The following is a 16,967-nucleotide window of genomic DNA, read 5'->3' as shown; positions in this document are numbered from 1 at the left end:
ATGAGGACGATGAAAGGACCCGGCATTTTTCTGTCGCAGTTTATTGGCGCAGAAGCGCCGTTTAATTCGCTCGACGGGCTGGCTGAATGGGCGGCAGGTAAAGGTTATAAGGCAGTGCAGATCCCCTGCAACCATCCGCACATCTTTGACGTGGAGAAAGCCGCAGAGAGCCAGGCCTACTGCGACGACATCGCCGCTAAGCTGGCTGCACACGGGCTGGTTATCAGCGAGCTGTCGACCCATCTGGAAGGGCAGCTTGTGGCGGTGAACCCGGTTTACAGCGAGGCGTTTGACCACTTCGCACCCGCCGCCGTGCGCGGTAACGAGGCGGCGCGCCGGGCGTGGGCAACCGAAAAACTGAAGCAGGCAGCGGTCGCCTCGGCAAGATTAGGCCTGAAGGCGCACGCCACCTTCTCCGGCTCGCTGGCGTGGCCGTTTTTCTATCCGTGGCCGCCGCACAACGAGCAGCGTTTTCAGGAGGCGTTCCAGGCGCTGGCGGATCGCTGGCGGTCAATTCTCGATGTCTTCGACGAGCAGGGCGTGGACGTCTGTTTTGAGCTGCATCCGGGGGAAGATCTGCACGACGGCGTCACCTTCGAGCGTTTTCTGGCACTGGTAGACAACCATCCGCGCTGCAACATTCTCTACGATCCAAGCCATATGCTGCTCCAGCAGATGGACTATCTGGCCTTTATCGACATCTTCCATGCGCGCATCAAGGCGTTCCACGTGAAGGATGCCGAGTTCCGCCCCAGCGGGCGCAGCGGCATGTACGGCGGCTACCAGCCGTGGATCAACCGCGCCGGACGCTTCCGCTCGCCCGGCGACGGGCAGATCGACTTCAAAGGCATTTTCAGCAAGCTGACCCAGTACGACTACGACGGCTGGGCGGTGCTGGAGTGGGAGTGCTGCCTGAAGGATGGCGATACCGGGGCCAGTGAAGGCAGCGAATTTATCCGCCGGCATATCATTCCCGTTTCCGGACGGGCGTTTGACGATTTCGCCGCAGGGGGCAGCCATGATTAACGTCGGGATCGTCGGCAGCGGGTTTATTGGCCCGGCACATATCGAGGCGCTCAGGCGCCTCGGTTTTGTCCAGGTGGTCGCGCTGTGCGACGGCTCGCTCGTTAAGGCGCAGGAAAAGGCGCGCCTGCTAAACGTACCGCACGCGTACGGCAGCGTTGAGGAGCTGCTCGCGCACCCTGATTTGCACGTGGTGCACAACTGCACGCCGAACCACCTGCATGCACAGATTAACCGCCAGATCCTGCGCGCGGGGAAGCACGTGTTTTCCGAAAAGCCGCTCTGCATGACGCCTGAGGAGGCGCGCGAGCTGGTGGCGCTGGCGGAGCAGGCGGGCGTGGTGCACGGCGTGAGCTTCGTCTATCGCCAGTTTGCGATGGTGCGTCAGGCGGCGAGCATGTTGCGCGCGGGCAGCCTCGGGCGGATTTTTGCCTCACACGGCAGCTACCTCCAGGACTGGATGCTGCTGGAAACCGACTACAACTGGCGGGTGGATGCCGTGCTCGGCGGCGCATCGCGGGCGGTGGCGGATATCGGCTCCCACTGGTGCGATACGGTGCAGTATGTGACCGGCAGGCGCATTACCGAAGTGATGGCTGATTTATCCATCGTCTGGTCGACGCGCAGGGCCAGCAAGGGCGGGAATCAAACCTTCTCCCATGACGAACAGGCGGAGTATGAAGACAAACCGGTCACGACCGAAGACTTCGGCTCGGTGTTGTTCCGCTTTGACGACGGCAGCAAAGGCAACTTTAGCGTCTCGCAGGTAAGCGCCGGGCGAAAAAACCGTCTGACCTTTGAAATCAACGGCAGCGAGCGGTCGGTGGCATGGGATCAGGAGATCCCGCAGCAGCTGTGGATCGGCCATCGCGATCGGGCAAACCAGACGCTCACCGACGATCCGGGCCTGATGAACCGTGACGTGGCCGACAGCGCCCACTTCCCGGGCGGGCACATTGAAGGCTGGCCGGATGCTTTTAAGAATATGATGGCGCAGTTTTACCGTGCCGTGCAGGCCGGTGTAATGCCTGAGGCGGCGCAGTTTGCCACCTTCCACGATGGCGCAAACGTGATGTATATCATTGATGCTATTGTGAAAAGTCATCAGCAGCAGCGCTGGGTGCGCCTTGAACGCTGACGCACTGCCCGGTTCGCCGGGCAACGAATTTATGATAGCCTGCACAAAACGCTAACCGCAGGATGTATCGTCGCTATGTCAATTCAGAAAATCGCCCAGCTGGCCGGGGTTTCCGTGGCAACGGTCTCCCGCGTGCTGAACAACAGCGATACCGTGAAGGCGAAAAACCGCGAGCGCGTTTTGCAGGCGATCCAGGAGAGTAACTACCAGCCCAATCTGCTGGCGCGTCAGCTGCGCACCGCCCGCAGCTATATGATCCTGGTGATGGTCTCGAACATCGCTAATCCGTTCTGCGCCGAAGTGGTGAAGGGCATCGAAGCGGAGGCGGAAAAGAACGGCTATCGCATTCTGCTCTGCAACTCCGGCTCGGACATTGAGCGCTCCCGCTCGGGCTTAAGCCTGCTGTCGGGCAAAATCGTCGACGGCATCATTACCATGGATGCATTTTCAAAACTGCCGGAACTGGCGGCGCTGATTGGTTCTGCGCCGTGGGTGCAGTGCGCCGAATACGCGGATGCGGGCGCGGTTTCCTGCGTGGGGATAAACGATGTCGATGCCTCCCAGCACGTTGTCAGCCAGCTGGCCGACGGGGGACGCAAACGCATTGCGCTGATCAACCACGACCTCAGCTACAAATATGCCCGCCTGCGCGAGCGCGGCTATAAGAGCGTGATCCACCTGCGGGGTCTGGACTATCAGGCGGTGGAGTACGCCAGTGAGCTCAGCTCCAGAGCGGGCATGGCGGCGATGCAAAACCTGTTAAAAGATAATCCGCCGGACGCGGTATTTGCCGTTTCCGATACGCTGGCGGCGGGGGCGTTGCGCGCCATTCAGCAGGCAGGTCTGCGGGTGCCGGAGGATATTGCCGTGGTCGGCTTTGACGGTACGGAGCTGGCGGACATGATTTCACTTACCACCATCGAACAGCCGTCGCGGGATATCGGGCGCAAGGCGGTCAATCTGCTCTTAAACAAAATCGACAACCCGGATGCGCCCACGGAAAGGGTGATGATGGGCTGGCGCTTTATTTCCCGCGCCAGCGCCTGATTATCTGGCAATAACCCCTGCCAGGGAGCGAATATCGTTCCCGGTGGGTGACTGATGAATACGCAGGCCAAACTCATCCACTACCGCGAAAATATGGTCGAAGATATCGGCCTGAATATCTTCGTATTCCGCCCAGATTACCGTATTGGTAAAGGCATATATTTCAATCGGCAGCCCGTTGGCATCCGGCGCCAGCTGGCGCACCATCAGCGTCATATCTTTACGAATACGCGGATGGTTACGCAAATATTCATTCAGGTAGGCACGGAAGGTGCCAATATTGGTCATCTTGCGCAGGTTTAATACCGATTCTCCTTCCCCGTTTTGCTGATTCCACAGGTTAATTTCCTCATGGCGCGCGGCCAGATAGGGCTTCAGCAGTTTCGCCTGAATCAGCTTCTGCTGCTCCTGCTCGTCGAGAAAATGAATGCTGGTGGTGTCGATATTCAGGCTGCGCTTAATGCGGCGGCCGCCGGAGGCGGACATGCCGCTCCAGTTGATGAACGCGTCAGAGACCAGCGCCCAGGTCGGGATGGTGGTAATGGTGTTGTCGAAGTTGCGCACCTTAACGGTGGTCAGGCCGATATCCGTCACCGTGCCGTTGGCGCCGTATTTCGGCATTTCCAGCCAGTCACCAAGCTTGAGCATGTCGTTGGCGGAGAGCTGAATGCCGGCCACTAAGCCCAGAATCGGATCTTTGAATACCAGCATCAGAACGGCAGCCATCGCACCCAGGCCGCTTATCAGAATGGCGGGAGACTGGCCGATCAGCAGGGAGATAATTAAGATCCCCACCAGAATGGCGCTCACCAGCTTGATGCCCTGGAATATCCCCTTCAGCGGCAGCTGCGACGCGGTGGCCATTTTCTGTGACAGATTAAAAATCACGTCCAGCAGCGAGAAGAAAGAGAGCAGGGCATATACCATCACCCACAGCTTTGCGCAGGTGGTGAGCATTTCCGCTGCTTCGCTGCCTTTTTGCAGCCACAGTACCGCCTGAACGTTGACGATTATCCCCTGAAGGGTAAACGCCAGGCGGTGAAATAACTTGTTCTGAGTAATGATCTGCAACCATAAATGGCTGCTGGCCTGCGCGCGTTTCTCGAAGGCGCGCAGCACCACTTTGTGCAGAATAAAATGAACAATGATGGCGGTAAGAAAAATAATACCAAAGATAATCACTAAAGAGGTGGTGTGATTAATTTCAATCCCTAACTCTTCAACCTGAGCAATTAATTCCTGCATAACGTCTCCTGTATTGATGCAGCCCCATAATGGCGGCTGCGGATCTATTATGCAAATTCCGGCTGTTTTATTTTGTCGTCGGGCAGGCCTTGACGATCGGTAAACTCAGGCGATAGCGCATGCGCAGCGTGGCCAGCGCCAGCACCACCATCATGACCGTTTCCACCATCAGAAAGACGTTGACCGCCTGGGTGTAATCGCCGTGATGAGTGTGCAGCCCGTGCAGCAAAATTGCGCCAAAAATGGCCGGGCCAAGCCCCAGCGCAGCTTGTTGCAGGGTGCTTAAAATCGCGCTTGCGGCCCCCGCGTCGTCAGGCTGGATATCGCGCATCCCGATGCGGTAGAAGCTGTTCACAATCAGCGCCTGCCCGTAACCCACCAGCCCGGTAGCCGGGGCCAGCGTCAGCGCGGTATTGTGCATTCCCCAGTGGCGGAACGTGGCGATCAGCGCCACCAGGCCGACAAGCTGAATCGCAAGCCCGGTCAGCAGGATCGCGCTGGTGCTGTAGCGGGCAATCAGGCGTGGGGCGAACCAGGCAGAGATAAAATAGGTCACACCGAGCGCGATAAAGCTGTTCCCGGACTGCCATGGCGCCATCCCCAGACCGCTTTGCATGGTCAGCGCCATGCAGAACATAAATCCGGACCAGACGCTGAAAAAGAGCATCCCAATCAGCACGCCAAAGCGTATGCTGCGCAGTTGCAACAGGCGCGGCGCAATCAGCGGATGGGCATCCTCGCGCTCTTTTTTGCGCGCGTTCAGCACCATTAACCCGGCCAGCGGCACAATCGCCATCAGCGCGGCCTTCAGCGGCCAGGACCAGTGCCACTGCGGGCCGAGCGCCATCGGGAACAGCAGACAGCACAGTATCGCCGTCAGCAGGACGGTTCCGGTCCAGTCAATGCGCGACGGCGTATCGCGGCGGGTTTCCGGCACGTAGCGACGGCTTAACGTTAGCACCACCAGACATATTGGCACGTTGATAAAGAAGGCGTTGCGCCAGCCCAGCCCGGCAATGTCCGCCGACACCAGCCAGCCGCCACCCATCTGGCCGACGATAAACGCAATCCCGCCGATACCCCCGAACAGGCTGATCGCTTTGGCGTGAGCCGTCCCTTTTAACGTGACGTGCAGCGTCGCAAGTATTTGCGGCATGATAAGCGCGGCGCCCGCGCCCTGAATAATGCGCGCGGCAAGCAGCTGTTCAATATTGCCCGCCATGCCGCACAGCAGCGAGGCCAGGCCAAAACTTGCCACGCCCCACATAAACAGACGACGGCGGCCAAGGTTATCGCCCAGCTTACTGCCGGGGGCCAGGCAGACGGCGAAGGCCACGCCGTAGAGGGCGACAATCAGCTCCAGTTCGGTAGCAGTGGCGTGTAACGACTGGGTGATGGAATCCAGCGCCACGTTAGTGATTGAGGTATCAATCAGCGGCAGCATCTGGCCGGTTAACAGCAGTATCAGGCCCGCACGACCCGGTGAAACAACTGACGTATTCATGGTGACTCCATTGCGTCAAACAGCGTAGAGTCGTAGCATCAACCATCTGATAAACGGGTACCAGTTCTTGCTTATACTGGTACTGGCACTACCATGCAGGAGATTTTATGGCGCTGATGTCTGAACCTGTCACCTCTCTCCAGGATGACACCCGCAAGCAGCTGGGCGCCTTTTTACGTGCCCGGCGTGAAAGCCTCGACCCGCAGCGCCTCGGCTTACCGCGCAGCGGCCGCCGCCGCACGCCGGGCCTGCGCCGCGAGGAGGTGGCGATGCTCGCGGACGTCGGCGTCACCTGGTACACCTGGCTGGAACAGGGCAGGGACGTCAACCCGTCCAGCGCGGTGATGGCCGCCATCGCAAAAGCGCTGCAATGCACCCCAACCGAAGCCCGACATCTTTTTGTGCTCGCCGGTTTGCCGCCGGGTGAAGCCCCGCAGGCGGTCTGCTGCGAGGGGATCAGCGAAGGCACGCGCCGCCTGCTGGATACGCTGATGCCAAAACCCGCCAGCATTCAGAAACCGAATTTCGATATCGTGGCCTGGAACGACAGCTTCGGGCATCTCATGGGCGTCGATTTCAACGCCATACCGCCGGAAGATCGCAACTGTATTTATCTCTTCCTCACCCATCCGGCGTGGCGCGCGCGGCTTGGCAAACGTGACGACGTGCTGCCGATTTTCGTCTCCTACTTCCGCGCGGCAATGGCCGAACACCGGGGCGACCCGCTCTGGGAAGCGAAGCTGGCGCGTTTTTTTGCGGTTTCCGAGGAGTTCAAAACCCTGTGGCACCAGCGCAACGACGTGCGCGGCGTGGAGAATCAGCTCAAGCTGTTTACCCATCCAGAACTGGGGGATTTCCATCTCCAGCAGATGTACTGGTACTCCGCGCCGCGAAACGGATCGCGGTTGCTGGTGTATCTCCCGGTAGACGAGGCGGGAGAGCGGGCGATGGCGTGGCTTGCCGGGCAGGGGAATTAAGTTTTTTGCGAGGCGCTTTCAGGGAATCAAAGCGGATCCGGTTCTTCCTGTTAAAAATGGGTAAGGTGGGACACGAAAAGCTAAATTAGCCTTTAATGCAAATTGCCTTATATGCTAATATCATCAGGGATGAAATATCGTGTTCAGACATATCGTTCATGAGGCGGTAAGAGAAGATATTCTCTTACTGCCTGCTGGGGTGAAGGCGAAGCTGATTCGCCAGCTTGATAAATTGCGTTTAAACCCGACGGCTCTTCAGGAACCTGACAGCAAACCATTGCCGCATGGCCTGTTTGAAATAAGGACCGTTGGGCTGATCCATACCCGAGGTATCTATGTTTACCAGCGGGAAAAGACGATTTTTCTTTTGCGCGTGTTTGTTAAGAAGACGCAAAAAACGCCCTCTGCTGAACTTTGTCTGGCACTGAAGCGACAACAGGAGATGTTGGATGAGCAAGAAGATTATTGACTGGGATGAACTCAGGGCTGAACTGTTAAGCGATTCAGAGGTTCACGCTTCCTTTGATGCAGAAGAGCGCAAGGAGCGTCTGCGGGAGATGCTGGCGCAATGGCGCAATCATGCTGGCCTGACGCGCGCCCAGGTGGCGGAGCGGATGGGCGTCAGCGCACCAACGGTATCAAGAATGGAAGCGAATATTACCAGGGCGAGTCTCGATACATTAACGCGTTATGCGCTGGTGTGTGGGGTAAAGCATCCGCAGATTACGCTTTATTGACGCTTAATCAACTTGCTGAATTTACGCGATTTCTATTGGAAGTTAAGTTGACTATACTTATGCGATGAGAAACAACGAATGTCGCCACTGATGATTGATTCCGCAGAGTTCAGCCAAAAACTCGGGCTTATCTCCCGAAACGTCGAACATACCGAAGCATTTCTGGCGCGGGGTACTGCGGATTTTCATCTGCCGGGGTTCTTGCTACCTGTCGGATACCGGCTTTTAAAATCGCGTTATGGTGATGAATATCGTCTCGTGACTACCGATGACGGTAAGCCTTATACGGCGTATGCCGTGAAGCTTACATTTCATAAAGAAATTACCTTTCCCCACGGTGCCGCCACGCAGGTGATGGTATGGCGCACCCCGCGCGCCGTCCACCAGCGCGTAATAAGCGGATTACCGCAATTATTTTTCCAGTGGGTGCTTAGCGAATACGACATCGTAGTCTCCGACAGCGAGCAAACGGGGGACGGGCAACGGTTCTGGCTGCGCATGATCGACTGGGCGTTCACCATGAACTATCGCATTAGCGTGGCAGACGGTACGGTGGGAGAAGAATGGACGTTAACGCCCGTAAACTCTTACGCTGAGCTGGAAGAGCGCTGGATTGCTTTTGCCTGGGGAAGCGATCGCGATGTCCATCCGCATCGCAGGCTGGTCATCAGTAAAACGTAACGGGCCGCGTGCAGCGGCCCGTTTGAATCAGCACTCGGTCACAATCGTGCTCAGCGGCAGACGAGACTTCGGCAGTGTGGCGTTGAAATCTTCCACGCTGTGATGCCCAACCGGGACCACCACCAGGCTGGTGAAGCCTTTCTCTTTCAGGCCAAACTCTTCATCAAGAATAGCCGCGTCAAAGCCTTCAATCGGCACCGCGTCCAGGCCCATTGCGGCCACGCCCAGAAGGAAGTTACCGACGTTCAGGTAAACCTGCTTCGCCATCCACTGGTCGTCATCTTTCAGATCCACGCGGTGCATGTCGGCAAAGTAGCAGCGGCCTTTGTGGTTCGCGGCTTTGGCTTCCGGCGTGTTGAAACGGCCATCGGCTTCTTCCTGATCGACAACGCGCTCAAGCCAGGCATCGTCCATCGCGGTTTTTGCGCAGAACACCACTACGTGAGAGGCATCCAACATTTTGCGTTCGTTGAACACATAAGCGCCCGCCGCGGATTTTGCCACGCGCGCTTTACCCTCTTCAGTGCTGGCAACAATAAAGTGCCACGGCTGGGAGTTGGTGCTGGACGGGCTGTATTGCAGCAGGGTTTTGATTTTTTCCGCTTCTTCTGCGGTCAGTTTTTTAGCGGGGTCGAACGCCTTGGTTGAGTGGCGTTTCAGGGCGACAGAAATAATATCCATAACAACTCCTGGTGATGAAATTCGCCCGTAGGCGGGCTTGAAAGGAAAGCAGATTACCGCGCGAAGCGGGAAAAGATAAGTGCGATTCGAGCGCTTATACTGTTCGCCTCAGGCGAACAATCAGGTCGGCCGTATCCGCTTCTGGTCTTTTTTCGGCAGTTTGTCGACGACCAGGTTCCACGAGTCCGTAATCAGGTCGGTGACCAGCTCAGGCGTAACGTCGTCGGTGCCGTAGACGGAAATCCAGTGCTTCTTGTTGAGATGGTAGCCGGGCTCCACGCCACGGTAGATCTGCTGATTGAGCAGCGATGTTTCCGGATCGGACTTCAGGCTGACGTGGGGCCGACCGCGCACGGTCGCCATCAGCATGAAAATTTTCCCGCCCACCTTAAACACGTCATACTCCGGCCCAAACGGCCAGCAATGTTCGGTGAAGGGCATCTCCAGTGCGACGCGTTTTGCGTGCGACTGCAAGGTTTTACCGTCCATCGTTATCCTCCTCAGCAAGCCCGCGCCACATCGCCTCAAAGCCCAGCGCTTTAAAATCGACGGCACGGGACGGATCGCGGGTAGCAAACTCCATGGTGGTTTCTGCCAGCGATAAGAACATGGCATCACCGAAGGTCTTAAACTCGTCGGACATAAATACCTGGCGAATCGAACGGCGGCACAGTTCGTGCAGCTCAGGGAACATGTCTTTCACCGCCTGCTCCGTTTCCGCGTTCAGCTTTTCACTGACGCCGATCTGGCGGATAGCCGCATGCGCCACGGGGTTACGAATACCCCAGTCCACATAGCTGTTCCAGATATTGCGGGTGTGCTCTTTCGGCAGGGTAATGGTGCGATCGAGGTTCGCCAGCATTGTCTGGCAAAGATCCTGCTTAAGATGGAGGTAGAGGGCATTCAGCAGATCGTCTTTGGTAGCAAAGTAGCGAAACAGCGTCCCTTCAGCGACGCCCGCATTACGGGCAATTAACGCCGTTGAGGCGGCAATACCTGACTGCGCAAATGCAGCGGTTGCTGCTTCCAGTAAGGCCTGTTTTTTATCTTCACTCTTCGGACGTGCCACTAAATTTTTCCTCCCGTCAATTGTAAAAGCCCTGATTGAAACACGTGCTTTGTTACGCTGCAACGCGGAATGTCAAAGATCGAAAACCTTCTTGACGGCGTAAGCATCCTATCTATAATGAGTGCTTACTCACTCATAATCAAGTGTCACCCGCGCAAACCATCGGAAGGGGCGCGTTGGCGGGTCAGGAAATGAAAAAGCCTCTATTCATCTGCGTGGTGTTAGTCATGATTATTGCTTCAGCGGCGAGTTTACCGTTTGTACTGAATGCCGGATTTGGTCAGCCGCCGCAGGGTGCGCAGCTCTCTGAAGTGGAAGCCTCCCCGCACTATCGCGACGGGCAATTCCACAACACGCTCCCTACGCCGGGCTTTACCGGGCAACAAAATATGCTGGTGGCGTGGTGGCAGTTTCTTACCCGTAAAACCGAAAACGCCCGTCCTGCTCAGCCGCTGCCGCTGGTGAAAACCGAACTGGCCAGCCTGTCGCCTGAACAGGACACGCTGGTGTGGCTCGGCCACTCCTCCTGGTATATGCAGCTGGCGGGAAAACGCATCCTGATCGATCCGGTTCTGGGTAACTACGCCGCGCCGTTCTCCTTCCTCAATAAAGCATTTGCGGGGGAGTACCCGTGGAGCGCAAAGAGCATGCCGGAGATCGACCTGCTGATTATCTCTCACGATCACTATGACCATCTGGATTACGCCACCATCAGGGCGCTGCTGCCGAAGGTGAAGCGCGTGGTCACGCCGCTCGGCGTGGGCTCACACCTGCGCTACTGGGGCATGAACCCGGACATTATTGACGAGCGGGACTGGAATCAGTCTGTGCACATCAGCGATGCGCTGACGGTTCACGTGCTGCCCGCACGCCACTTTTCCGGGCGCGGCATTAAGCGTAACCAGACCCTGTGGGGCAGCTTTATGTTTGTCACCCCGGAGCGGAAGGTTTACTACAGCGGAGACTCCGGTTACGGCCCGCACTTCAAAGCGATTGGCGAGCAGTTTGGCGGAGTTGACTTAGCCATCATGGAAAACGGCCAGTACGACCAGGACTGGAAGTACATCCATATGCACCCGGCAGAAACGGCGCAGGCCTCGACAGATCTCAATGCTAAAGCGATCGTACCGGGCCATAACGGGCGTTTTGTGCTGGCGAAACATACCTGGAACGATCCGCTGATCCAGCTGGCGAAAGCCAGTAAGGATAAAAACTACCGGCTGCTGACGCCGGAGCTGGGCGAGCCTGTCCGGGTGAGTGATTCCACGCAAAAATTTCGCGAGTGGTGGGAATAATGTTTAAGCGAGAATCAGAGGGGGAGAGCAGTATGACGATTTCCGCTCAGGTCATTGATACGATTGTCGAATGGATCGATGACAACCTGCACCAGCCGTTACGTATTGAAGAGATTGCCCGCCATGCGGGTTACTCAAAGTGGCATTTACAGCGGCTGTTTATGCAATACAAAGGTGAAAGTCTGGGGCGCTATATCCGTGAACGCAAGCTGCTGATGGCGGCGCGCGACCTGCGAGAATCAAACGAACGCGTGTACGACATCTGCCTGCGCTACGGCTTTGACTCGCAGCAGACGTTTACGCGCATCTTCACCCGCACCTTCAACCAGCCGCCCGGCGCGTACCGCAAAGAAAATCACAGCCAGACACATTAATTTTGACGGCATGTAGGCCGGGTAAAGCGTAGCCGCCACCCGGCTTTTTTATTGCCTCGCTGCCGTTGTAACCCATGCCGCCACCTGCGATCGTCCTGACATCACCGGTAAAACGCTGTAGGTGATATTGCAAATTATTACCATTTGCATTAGCGTTGATGCCAAATTTCGTTGGGAAACAAGCGGTAATGAAGAGCGTATGGAGTGGGTTGCTGGTGGGGATCGGCGCGCTGCCCGCGGTGGCGGCCACGTGCGAGGAGTCGTCCCTGCTGGGGGATGTTCAGGGAAAGTTTGATGCCAGCGGCGAAGTCTGCTTTTTGCTGCCCGAGCTGGGTGAAAATTACGTTTCCGCCACGCTAAACGGCGTGACGGATGCGCGCCTGCTGGACGGACAAAATCGCCGCATTCGCACGCTTGTCGAAGGCGGGCCTGCCGACGGCGAACACACGCTGCTGTTTGCCCTGCCGGTGAAAGAGCGCACCTCGCTGGTGCTGCACGGCGAAGCGGGAAAGCCGTGGCGTTTTCAGTGGCGGATGAAAGAGACCTCCGCCTTGCCGCGCGTACAGAGGCTGGCGCCTGAAAGCCCGACGCTGAAGGCGCTGGCAAACGACCTTTCTGCCGGCGGCAGTACCGAGGCGTTCTGGCAGGCGCAGCGTCGGCAGGACACGCCGATGGTGGAGCCGGTAGACGCACACCATAAGCGCGTGACCTTTCTGTGGCGCGGCGCGCGCGATAACGTTTTCATTCTCGGCTCTCCGGCGGGGGATCACGATCCGCTGTTCCGCCTGGGCAACAGCGACGTCTGGTTTCGCAGCTACGTGGTGCCCGCTGATACGGTGATGCAGTACAAGCTCGCCCCCGATGTACCGATCGTGGAAGGTTCTGCCCACGACAGGCGCCGCGCGATCCTGGTGAGCGCGCAGGCCGATCCGCTTAACCCGAACACCTTTGGCGAACAGAAGGCGGATCGCTGGAATCGCTTATCCCTGCTCGATCTCAGCCCGGCGCGCTATTGCTCCGTTCAGGCTACGGCACAGCCGCTGGTGCACGGAACGTTGAGCCGCCAGATGCTGAGCAGCACTATCCTCGGCAATTCCCGTGAAGTGATGATCTACAAACCGCGCGGCGCACAGCCCGCGCGCTGGACGCTCATCCTTTTCGACGGACAAATTTATCAGGACGAGTACCGTTTTGCCAACGTGCTGGATGGCCTGATTGCCCGGCACCACCTGCCACCCATTAACGTGGTGTTTATCGACAGCCTCGATCATGCCCGACGCGGCAAGGAACTGCCGCCGAACCCGGATTTCGCCGATTTCATGGCGCACGAGCTGCTGCCGTGGCTTCGCGGACAGGGCATCGCGATGCAGCGGCAGAAAACGGTGCTGGCAGGGTCAAGCTACGGGGGAATCGCCTCCTCCTGGGTGGCACTACGCTACCCGCGGCTGTTTGGCAACGTGCTGAGTCTTTCCGGCTCCTACTGGTGGGCGCCAAAAGGTGAAGCCCCCGGCTGGCTGACGCGTCAGTACCAACAGTCTCCGCCGTATCCGGTGCGCTTCTGGTTACAGGCCGGGAAGTTTGAAACCGCGGGGCCGGGCGGTGGCATCTATCGCACCACGAAGGATTTTGAACAGGTGCTGAGGGAAAAAGGCTATCGCGTCAGTTTCCATCCGTGGTCCAGCGGCCACGACTACGCGGCCTGGTGCGAAGCGCTGATCCACGGGATGCGCGATTTCACCGGCCTACGACGCCAGTGAAAACCAGCGGCGCCAGACGAAACGCAGAATGAAGAATTCGATGGCGCCGAGCAGTAAAAACCACAGGCAGAACAGAATGGTGTAAAGCTGATTCAGATCGACCATATGAAAGGTCTGAACCAGCTTTTGCGCCAGCGCCAGCCCAAGTGACGGCGCAGGTAACAGCAGGCAGGAGAGCAGGGCCATCAGTAAAATGCCCCCCGCGGTAATCAGCGATTCTAACGGGTGTTTCATCGTAATGTTAATCGTCAGTTAAAAATGTCATTGTCCGGCATCCTGAAACGTAAAGCAATATCATCCCGGCTGGCAAAATTAAGACACAGCCCACCGTTATTCTGCGAATAAATAGCCAAAAAAGAATATAAACGCCGATGCGATTAAATTAATATCGCGTAATGTAAATAAACGTCTTTTTTACGAAAATAATTTTACAAAGCTATAGGTGCTATATCCAATTAACGTCGCAATAACAATGGCTGCGACAATGTATAACGCCAGGCGCCGTCCGCGATAAATACCAAACATGGTTCCTCCTCGTTTAGTGTTGGTTTAGAAATATTTTGTAAAAATCAGTGTATCGAAATAATTTAAATCAGTTTTGAATAACCTTGTCGTCATTATATTGCGGTAGATCAATTTAACCCGCAAGTCTTAAAAATGAATTAATTAAAGCCAGAAAGGAATTCCGGCTTCCGACCACCGGATATTGAAGGAAAAATACCATGACCAAAAAAAATTTCTCACAGAATATGCCACCCGCAGGCGGACAGGCGTACCAGCAGAACATAGAGCAGGTGCTTGCCCACACCCAAAGCCAGGCCAGCGGCCTTGACCGCGCCGAGGCGCAGGCGCGTCTGCAAAAGCATGGCCCAAACGCGCTGCCGGAGAAAAAAGGCAAGCCGGGCTGGCTGCGTTTTCTCGCGCACTTTAACGACGTGCTGATTTACGTCCTGCTGGCGGCTGCCGTATTAACCGCGGTAATGGGCCACTGGGTTGATACGCTGGTTATTCTGGGCGTGGCGGTCATCAATGCGCTAATTGGCCACATTCAGGAAAGCAACGCGGAAAAATCGCTGAAGAGTATTCGCAATATGCTTTCCAGCGAGGCGCGGGTAATTCGTAACGGCAACCATGAAACTATCCCGACGACGGAAATCGTCCCGGGCGATATTATTGTATTGCGCGCAGGGGATCGTATTCCGGCGGATATGCGTTTAATCGAAGCGCATAATTTACGCGTGGAAGAGGCGATCCTGACCGGCGAATCCACGGTGGTGGATAAACACACGAACCCGCTTAACGGCGAATTACCGCTGGGCGACCGCACCAATATGGTCTTTTCCGGTACGACGGTAAGCGCGGGCGGCGGCGTGGGCGTGGTCATTGCCACCGGTCAGGAGACCGAGCTCGGCCACATCAACCAGATGATGGCGGGCATTGAAAAACACCGCACCCCGCTGCTGGTGCAGATGGACAAGCTGGGCAAAGCCATCTTCGCCATTATTCTGGCGATGATGGCCGCGCTGTTTGTCTTCAGCCTGGTTTTCCGCGAGATCCCGATGGGCGAGCTGCTGCTCTCCCTCATTAGCCTGGCGGTCGCCTCCGTACCGGAAGGCCTGCCGGCGATTATCTCCATCATCCTCTCCCTGGGCGTGCAGGCGATGGCGCGAAAGCGGGCGATTATCCGCAAGCTGCCGACGGTTGAAACCCTGGGCGCGATGACCGTGGTCTGCTCGGACAAAACCGGCACCCTGACCATGAACGAGATGACGGTTAAAGCCATCATCACTGCCGATACCTGCTACCGCGTGGACGGCAACAGCTACGAGCCGGTGGGCAATATCTACCTGGAAGGCAGCGATGAGCCGGTACAGATCCAGCCGGGCACCGTGCTCGAGCAGTACCTCCGCACCGTTGACCTGTGCAACGACAGCCAGTTGATTCATGACGAGTGCGGCCTGTGGGGCATTACCGGTGGGCCGACCGAGGGCGCGCTGAAGGTGCTGGCGGCGAAAGCCCACCTCGCGCCGGTGATGACCACCCTTATCAACAAGATCCCGTTCGACTCGCAGTACAAGTATATGAGCACCCACTACCAGATTGGCGGTGAGGAGCAGATTTTGATTACCGGCGCGCCGGACGTCATTTTCGCCCTGTGCAACCAGCAGCAGACGCGCAACGGCGCGGAAGCCTTCAACCGCGCGTACTGGGAAACGGAGATGGAGCGCTATGCGCGTCAGGGGCTGCGCATGGTTGCTGCGGCTTTCAAGCCGGCGAACGGCGAGCAGGCGTTAACGCACGACGACCTGAGCCACGGCCTGATTTTCCTCGGCATTGCCGGAATGATGGATCCGCCGCGCCCGGAAGCGATTGATGCAATTAACGCCTGTCAGCAGGCGGGGATCCGCGTCAAGATGATCACCGGCGATCACCCGCAGACGGCGATGAGCATCGGCCAGATGCTGGGGATCACCAACAGCGAGCAGGCAGTCACCGGCTATCAGCTGGAGAAAATGGACGATGCCGAGCTGGCGGAAGCGGCGGTGAAATATGACATCTTTGCCCGTACCAGCCCGGAGCATAAGCTGCGCCTGGTGAAAGCGTTGCAGGATAAAGGCGAAATCGTCGGCATGACCGGCGACGGCGTAAACGATGCCCCGGCGCTGCGCCAGGCGGACGTCGGCATCGCGATGGGCATCAAAGGCACGGAAGTCACCAAAGAGGCGGCGGACATGGTCCTGACGGACGATAACTTCGCCACCATCGCCAGCGCGGTGAAAGAGGGGCGTCGCGTTTACGACAACCTGAAGAAAACCATCCTGTTCATTATGCCGACCAACCTGGCGCAGGGGCTGCTGATTGTGATTGCGCTGCTGGCGGGGAATATCATTCCGCTGACGCCGGTGCTGATTCTGTGGATGAACATGGCGACCTCCGCCACGCTCTCCTTCGGCCTGGCCTTTGAGGCTGCCGAGCGCAACATTATGCGCCGCCCGCCGCGCCAGACCGGACAGCACGTGATGGACGCCTACGCCGTGTGGCGCGTGGCTTTCGTCGGTACCATGATTGCCATCGCCGCCTTTGCGCTTGAAGCCTGGCTGGCCCCGCGCGGCCACAGCGCGGAGTTTATCCGCACCGTGCTGCTCCAGATGCTGGTCTGCGCCCAGTGGGTGTACATGATTAACTGCCGCAACACCGAAGGGTTCTCCCTGAACCGCGGCCTGCTGGCGAACAAAGGGATCTGGCTGGTGACGGGCGTACTGTTCCTGCTCCAGGCAGCGATTATCTACCTGCCGTTTATGCAGATGCTGTTCGGCACCGAAGCGCTGCCGCTGCGCTACTGGTTCGTCACGCTGGCGGTGGCTGGGGTGATGTTCTTCATCGTCGAAATCGAGAAGCGACTGACCCGCAGGTTCCGTAAGGCTGCATAACGAAAACC

Annotated in this window: 17 protein-coding genes; 11 read left to right on the top strand and 6 right to left on the bottom strand. The window is 57.4% G+C overall.

All coding sequences use genetic code 11. The features are described 5' to 3' along the window. From A3466_RS16945 to A3466_RS16935, 3 genes are all read left to right on the top strand, one after another. The gene (locus A3466_RS16945; protein ID WP_063451562.1) at window positions 1-1,026 is read left to right on the top strand and encodes a sugar phosphate isomerase/epimerase family protein; all 1,026 of its coding nucleotides are present in this window, start codon (window positions 1-3) and stop codon (window positions 1,024-1,026) included. Then, window positions 1,019-2,161, top strand: coding sequence for a Gfo/Idh/MocA family protein (locus tag A3466_RS16940; RefSeq protein WP_063451561.1), 1,143 nt, complete (start codon window positions 1,019-1,021; stop codon window positions 2,159-2,161). Before A3466_RS16945 ends, A3466_RS16940 begins: the two co-directional genes overlap by 8 nt. A 75-nt stretch (window positions 2,162-2,236) precedes the next feature. After that, window positions 2,237-3,208 carry a LacI family DNA-binding transcriptional regulator gene (locus tag A3466_RS16935; RefSeq protein WP_063451560.1) on the top strand — a complete coding sequence of 324 codons (972 nt, stop codon included), beginning with the start codon at window positions 2,237-2,239 and terminating at the stop codon, window positions 3,206-3,208. Here the strand turns inward: A3466_RS16935 and A3466_RS16930 are convergent, their stop codons facing one another. Both A3466_RS16930 and A3466_RS16925 read right to left on the bottom strand, forming a co-directional pair. After that, complete coding sequence (locus tag A3466_RS16930) at window positions 3,209-4,453, bottom strand: mechanosensitive ion channel family protein (protein WP_022647326.1); 1,245 nt, start codon at window positions 4,451-4,453, stop codon at window positions 3,209-3,211. 67 nt (window positions 4,454-4,520) lie between these two features. Next, window positions 4,521-5,957, bottom strand: coding sequence for an MFS transporter (locus A3466_RS16925; RefSeq protein ID WP_063451559.1), 1,437 nt, complete (start codon window positions 5,955-5,957; stop codon window positions 4,521-4,523). Window positions 5,958-6,064: 107 nt separating this feature from the next. Between A3466_RS16925 and A3466_RS16920 the strand changes: the two genes are divergently transcribed. The 4 genes from A3466_RS16920 to A3466_RS16905 all read left to right on the top strand — a co-directional run bounded on the left by A3466_RS16920 (window position 6,065) and on the right by A3466_RS16905 (window position 8,352). Then, window positions 6,065-6,934, top strand: a complete 870-nt coding sequence (locus A3466_RS16920) for a helix-turn-helix transcriptional regulator (RefSeq protein WP_063451558.1) — start codon at window positions 6,065-6,067, stop codon at window positions 6,932-6,934. A gap of 139 nt (window positions 6,935-7,073) precedes the next feature. Continuing rightward, window positions 7,074-7,403, top strand: a complete 330-nt coding sequence (locus tag A3466_RS16915) for a type II toxin-antitoxin system RelE/ParE family toxin (RefSeq protein ID WP_063451557.1) — start codon at window positions 7,074-7,076, stop codon at window positions 7,401-7,403. Continuing rightward, entirely contained in the window at window positions 7,384-7,671 is a 288-nt protein-coding gene (locus A3466_RS16910) for a helix-turn-helix domain-containing protein (protein WP_063451556.1), read from the top strand. The genes A3466_RS16915 and A3466_RS16910 overlap by 20 nt, the downstream gene beginning before the upstream one ends. 78 nt (window positions 7,672-7,749) lie before the next feature. After that, a complete protein-coding gene (locus A3466_RS16905; RefSeq protein WP_045260722.1) occupies window positions 7,750-8,352 on the top strand; it encodes a hypothetical protein in 603 nt (200 codons plus the stop codon). Between the two features lie 27 nt (window positions 8,353-8,379). Here A3466_RS16905 and nfsB read toward each other — a convergent pair whose 3' ends face one another. The 3 genes from nfsB to A3466_RS16890 all read right to left on the bottom strand — a co-directional run bounded on the left by nfsB (window position 8,380) and on the right by A3466_RS16890 (window position 10,102). Next, window positions 8,380-9,033, bottom strand: coding sequence for an oxygen-insensitive NAD(P)H nitroreductase (gene nfsB, locus A3466_RS16900; protein WP_063451555.1), 654 nt, complete (start codon window positions 9,031-9,033; stop codon window positions 8,380-8,382). Window positions 9,034-9,153: 120 nt separating this feature from the next. Next, window positions 9,154-9,522 carry an MmcQ/YjbR family DNA-binding protein gene (locus tag A3466_RS16895; protein ID WP_063451554.1) on the bottom strand — a complete coding sequence of 123 codons (369 nt, stop codon included), beginning with the start codon at window positions 9,520-9,522 and terminating at the stop codon, window positions 9,154-9,156. Beyond that, the gene (locus A3466_RS16890) at window positions 9,512-10,102 is read right to left on the bottom strand and encodes a TetR/AcrR family transcriptional regulator (protein WP_063451553.1); all 591 of its coding nucleotides are present in this window, start codon (window positions 10,100-10,102) and stop codon (window positions 9,512-9,514) included. Before A3466_RS16890 ends, A3466_RS16895 begins: the two co-directional genes overlap by 11 nt. A 191-nt stretch (window positions 10,103-10,293) precedes the next feature. On the opposite strand from A3466_RS16890, the gene A3466_RS16885 reads away from it, so the two are divergent. From A3466_RS16885 to A3466_RS16875, 3 genes are all read left to right on the top strand, one after another. Further along, window positions 10,294-11,397, top strand: coding sequence for a RomA family MBL fold metallo-hydrolase (locus A3466_RS16885; protein WP_063451552.1), 1,104 nt, complete (start codon window positions 10,294-10,296; stop codon window positions 11,395-11,397). 32 nt (window positions 11,398-11,429) lie between these two features. Beyond that, window positions 11,430-11,771 carry a RamA family antibiotic efflux transcriptional regulator gene (locus A3466_RS16880; protein ID WP_063451551.1) on the top strand — a complete coding sequence of 114 codons (342 nt, stop codon included), beginning with the start codon at window positions 11,430-11,432 and terminating at the stop codon, window positions 11,769-11,771. Between the two features lie 188 nt (window positions 11,772-11,959). After that, on the top strand, window positions 11,960-13,528 hold the full coding sequence (locus A3466_RS16875; protein ID WP_063451550.1) for an alpha/beta hydrolase-fold protein: 1,569 nt from the start codon (window positions 11,960-11,962) through the stop codon (window positions 13,526-13,528). Here the strand turns inward: A3466_RS16875 and A3466_RS16870 are convergent. Next, window positions 13,514-13,762 carry a DUF1158 domain-containing protein gene (locus tag A3466_RS16870; RefSeq protein ID WP_063451549.1) on the bottom strand — a complete coding sequence of 83 codons (249 nt, stop codon included), beginning with the start codon at window positions 13,760-13,762 and terminating at the stop codon, window positions 13,514-13,516. The two genes, A3466_RS16875 and A3466_RS16870, sit on opposite strands and share 15 nt — an antisense overlap. Window positions 13,763-14,250: 488 nt before the next feature. Here A3466_RS16870 and A3466_RS16865 point away from each other — a divergent pair, with 488 nt between their 5' ends. Then, window positions 14,251-16,959 carry a cation-transporting P-type ATPase gene (locus tag A3466_RS16865; protein WP_063451548.1) on the top strand — a complete coding sequence of 903 codons (2,709 nt, stop codon included), beginning with the start codon at window positions 14,251-14,253 and terminating at the stop codon, window positions 16,957-16,959. Window positions 16,960-16,967: the final 8 nt, after the last annotated feature.

The organism is Enterobacter genomosp. S (genome assembly GCF_001631805.1).
GTDB classification, from domain to species: Bacteria; Pseudomonadota; Gammaproteobacteria; order Enterobacterales; family Enterobacteriaceae; genus Enterobacter; species Enterobacter quasihormaechei.
Note: the sequence above shows the minus strand (reverse complement) of the source record. Positions and strands in the feature narration are given on the sequence as shown.

Excerpts from the sequence above, each read along its gene's own strand:
- A3466_RS16945 (WP_063451562.1), top strand. The coding sequence starts at position 1 with ATGAGGACGATGAAAGGACCCGGCATTTTTCTGTCGCAGTTTATTGGC.
- A3466_RS16940 (WP_063451561.1), top strand. The coding sequence starts at position 1,019 with ATGATTAACGTCGGGATCGTCGGCAGCGGGTTTATTGGCCCGGCACAT.
- A3466_RS16935 (WP_063451560.1), top strand. The coding sequence starts at position 2,237 with ATGTCAATTCAGAAAATCGCCCAGCTGGCCGGGGTTTCCGTGGCAACG.
- A3466_RS16930 (WP_022647326.1), bottom strand. The coding sequence starts at position 4,453 with ATGCAGGAATTAATTGCTCAGGTTGAAGAGTTAGGGATTGAAATTAAT.
- A3466_RS16925 (WP_063451559.1), bottom strand. The coding sequence starts at position 5,957 with ATGAATACGTCAGTTGTTTCACCGGGTCGTGCGGGCCTGATACTGCTG.
- A3466_RS16920 (WP_063451558.1), top strand. The coding sequence starts at position 6,065 with ATGGCGCTGATGTCTGAACCTGTCACCTCTCTCCAGGATGACACCCGC.
- A3466_RS16910 (WP_063451556.1), top strand. The coding sequence starts at position 7,384 with ATGAGCAAGAAGATTATTGACTGGGATGAACTCAGGGCTGAACTGTTA.
- A3466_RS16905 (WP_045260722.1), top strand. The coding sequence starts at position 7,750 with ATGTCGCCACTGATGATTGATTCCGCAGAGTTCAGCCAAAAACTCGGG.
- nfsB (WP_063451555.1), bottom strand. The coding sequence starts at position 9,033 with ATGGATATTATTTCTGTCGCCCTGAAACGCCACTCAACCAAGGCGTTC.
- A3466_RS16895 (WP_063451554.1), bottom strand. The coding sequence starts at position 9,522 with ATGGACGGTAAAACCTTGCAGTCGCACGCAAAACGCGTCGCACTGGAG.
- A3466_RS16885 (WP_063451552.1), top strand. The coding sequence starts at position 10,294 with ATGAAAAAGCCTCTATTCATCTGCGTGGTGTTAGTCATGATTATTGCT.
- A3466_RS16880 (WP_063451551.1), top strand. The coding sequence starts at position 11,430 with ATGACGATTTCCGCTCAGGTCATTGATACGATTGTCGAATGGATCGAT.
- A3466_RS16875 (WP_063451550.1), top strand. The coding sequence starts at position 11,960 with ATGAAGAGCGTATGGAGTGGGTTGCTGGTGGGGATCGGCGCGCTGCCC.
- A3466_RS16870 (WP_063451549.1), bottom strand. The coding sequence starts at position 13,762 with ATGAAACACCCGTTAGAATCGCTGATTACCGCGGGGGGCATTTTACTG.
- A3466_RS16865 (WP_063451548.1), top strand. The coding sequence starts at position 14,251 with ATGACCAAAAAAAATTTCTCACAGAATATGCCACCCGCAGGCGGACAG.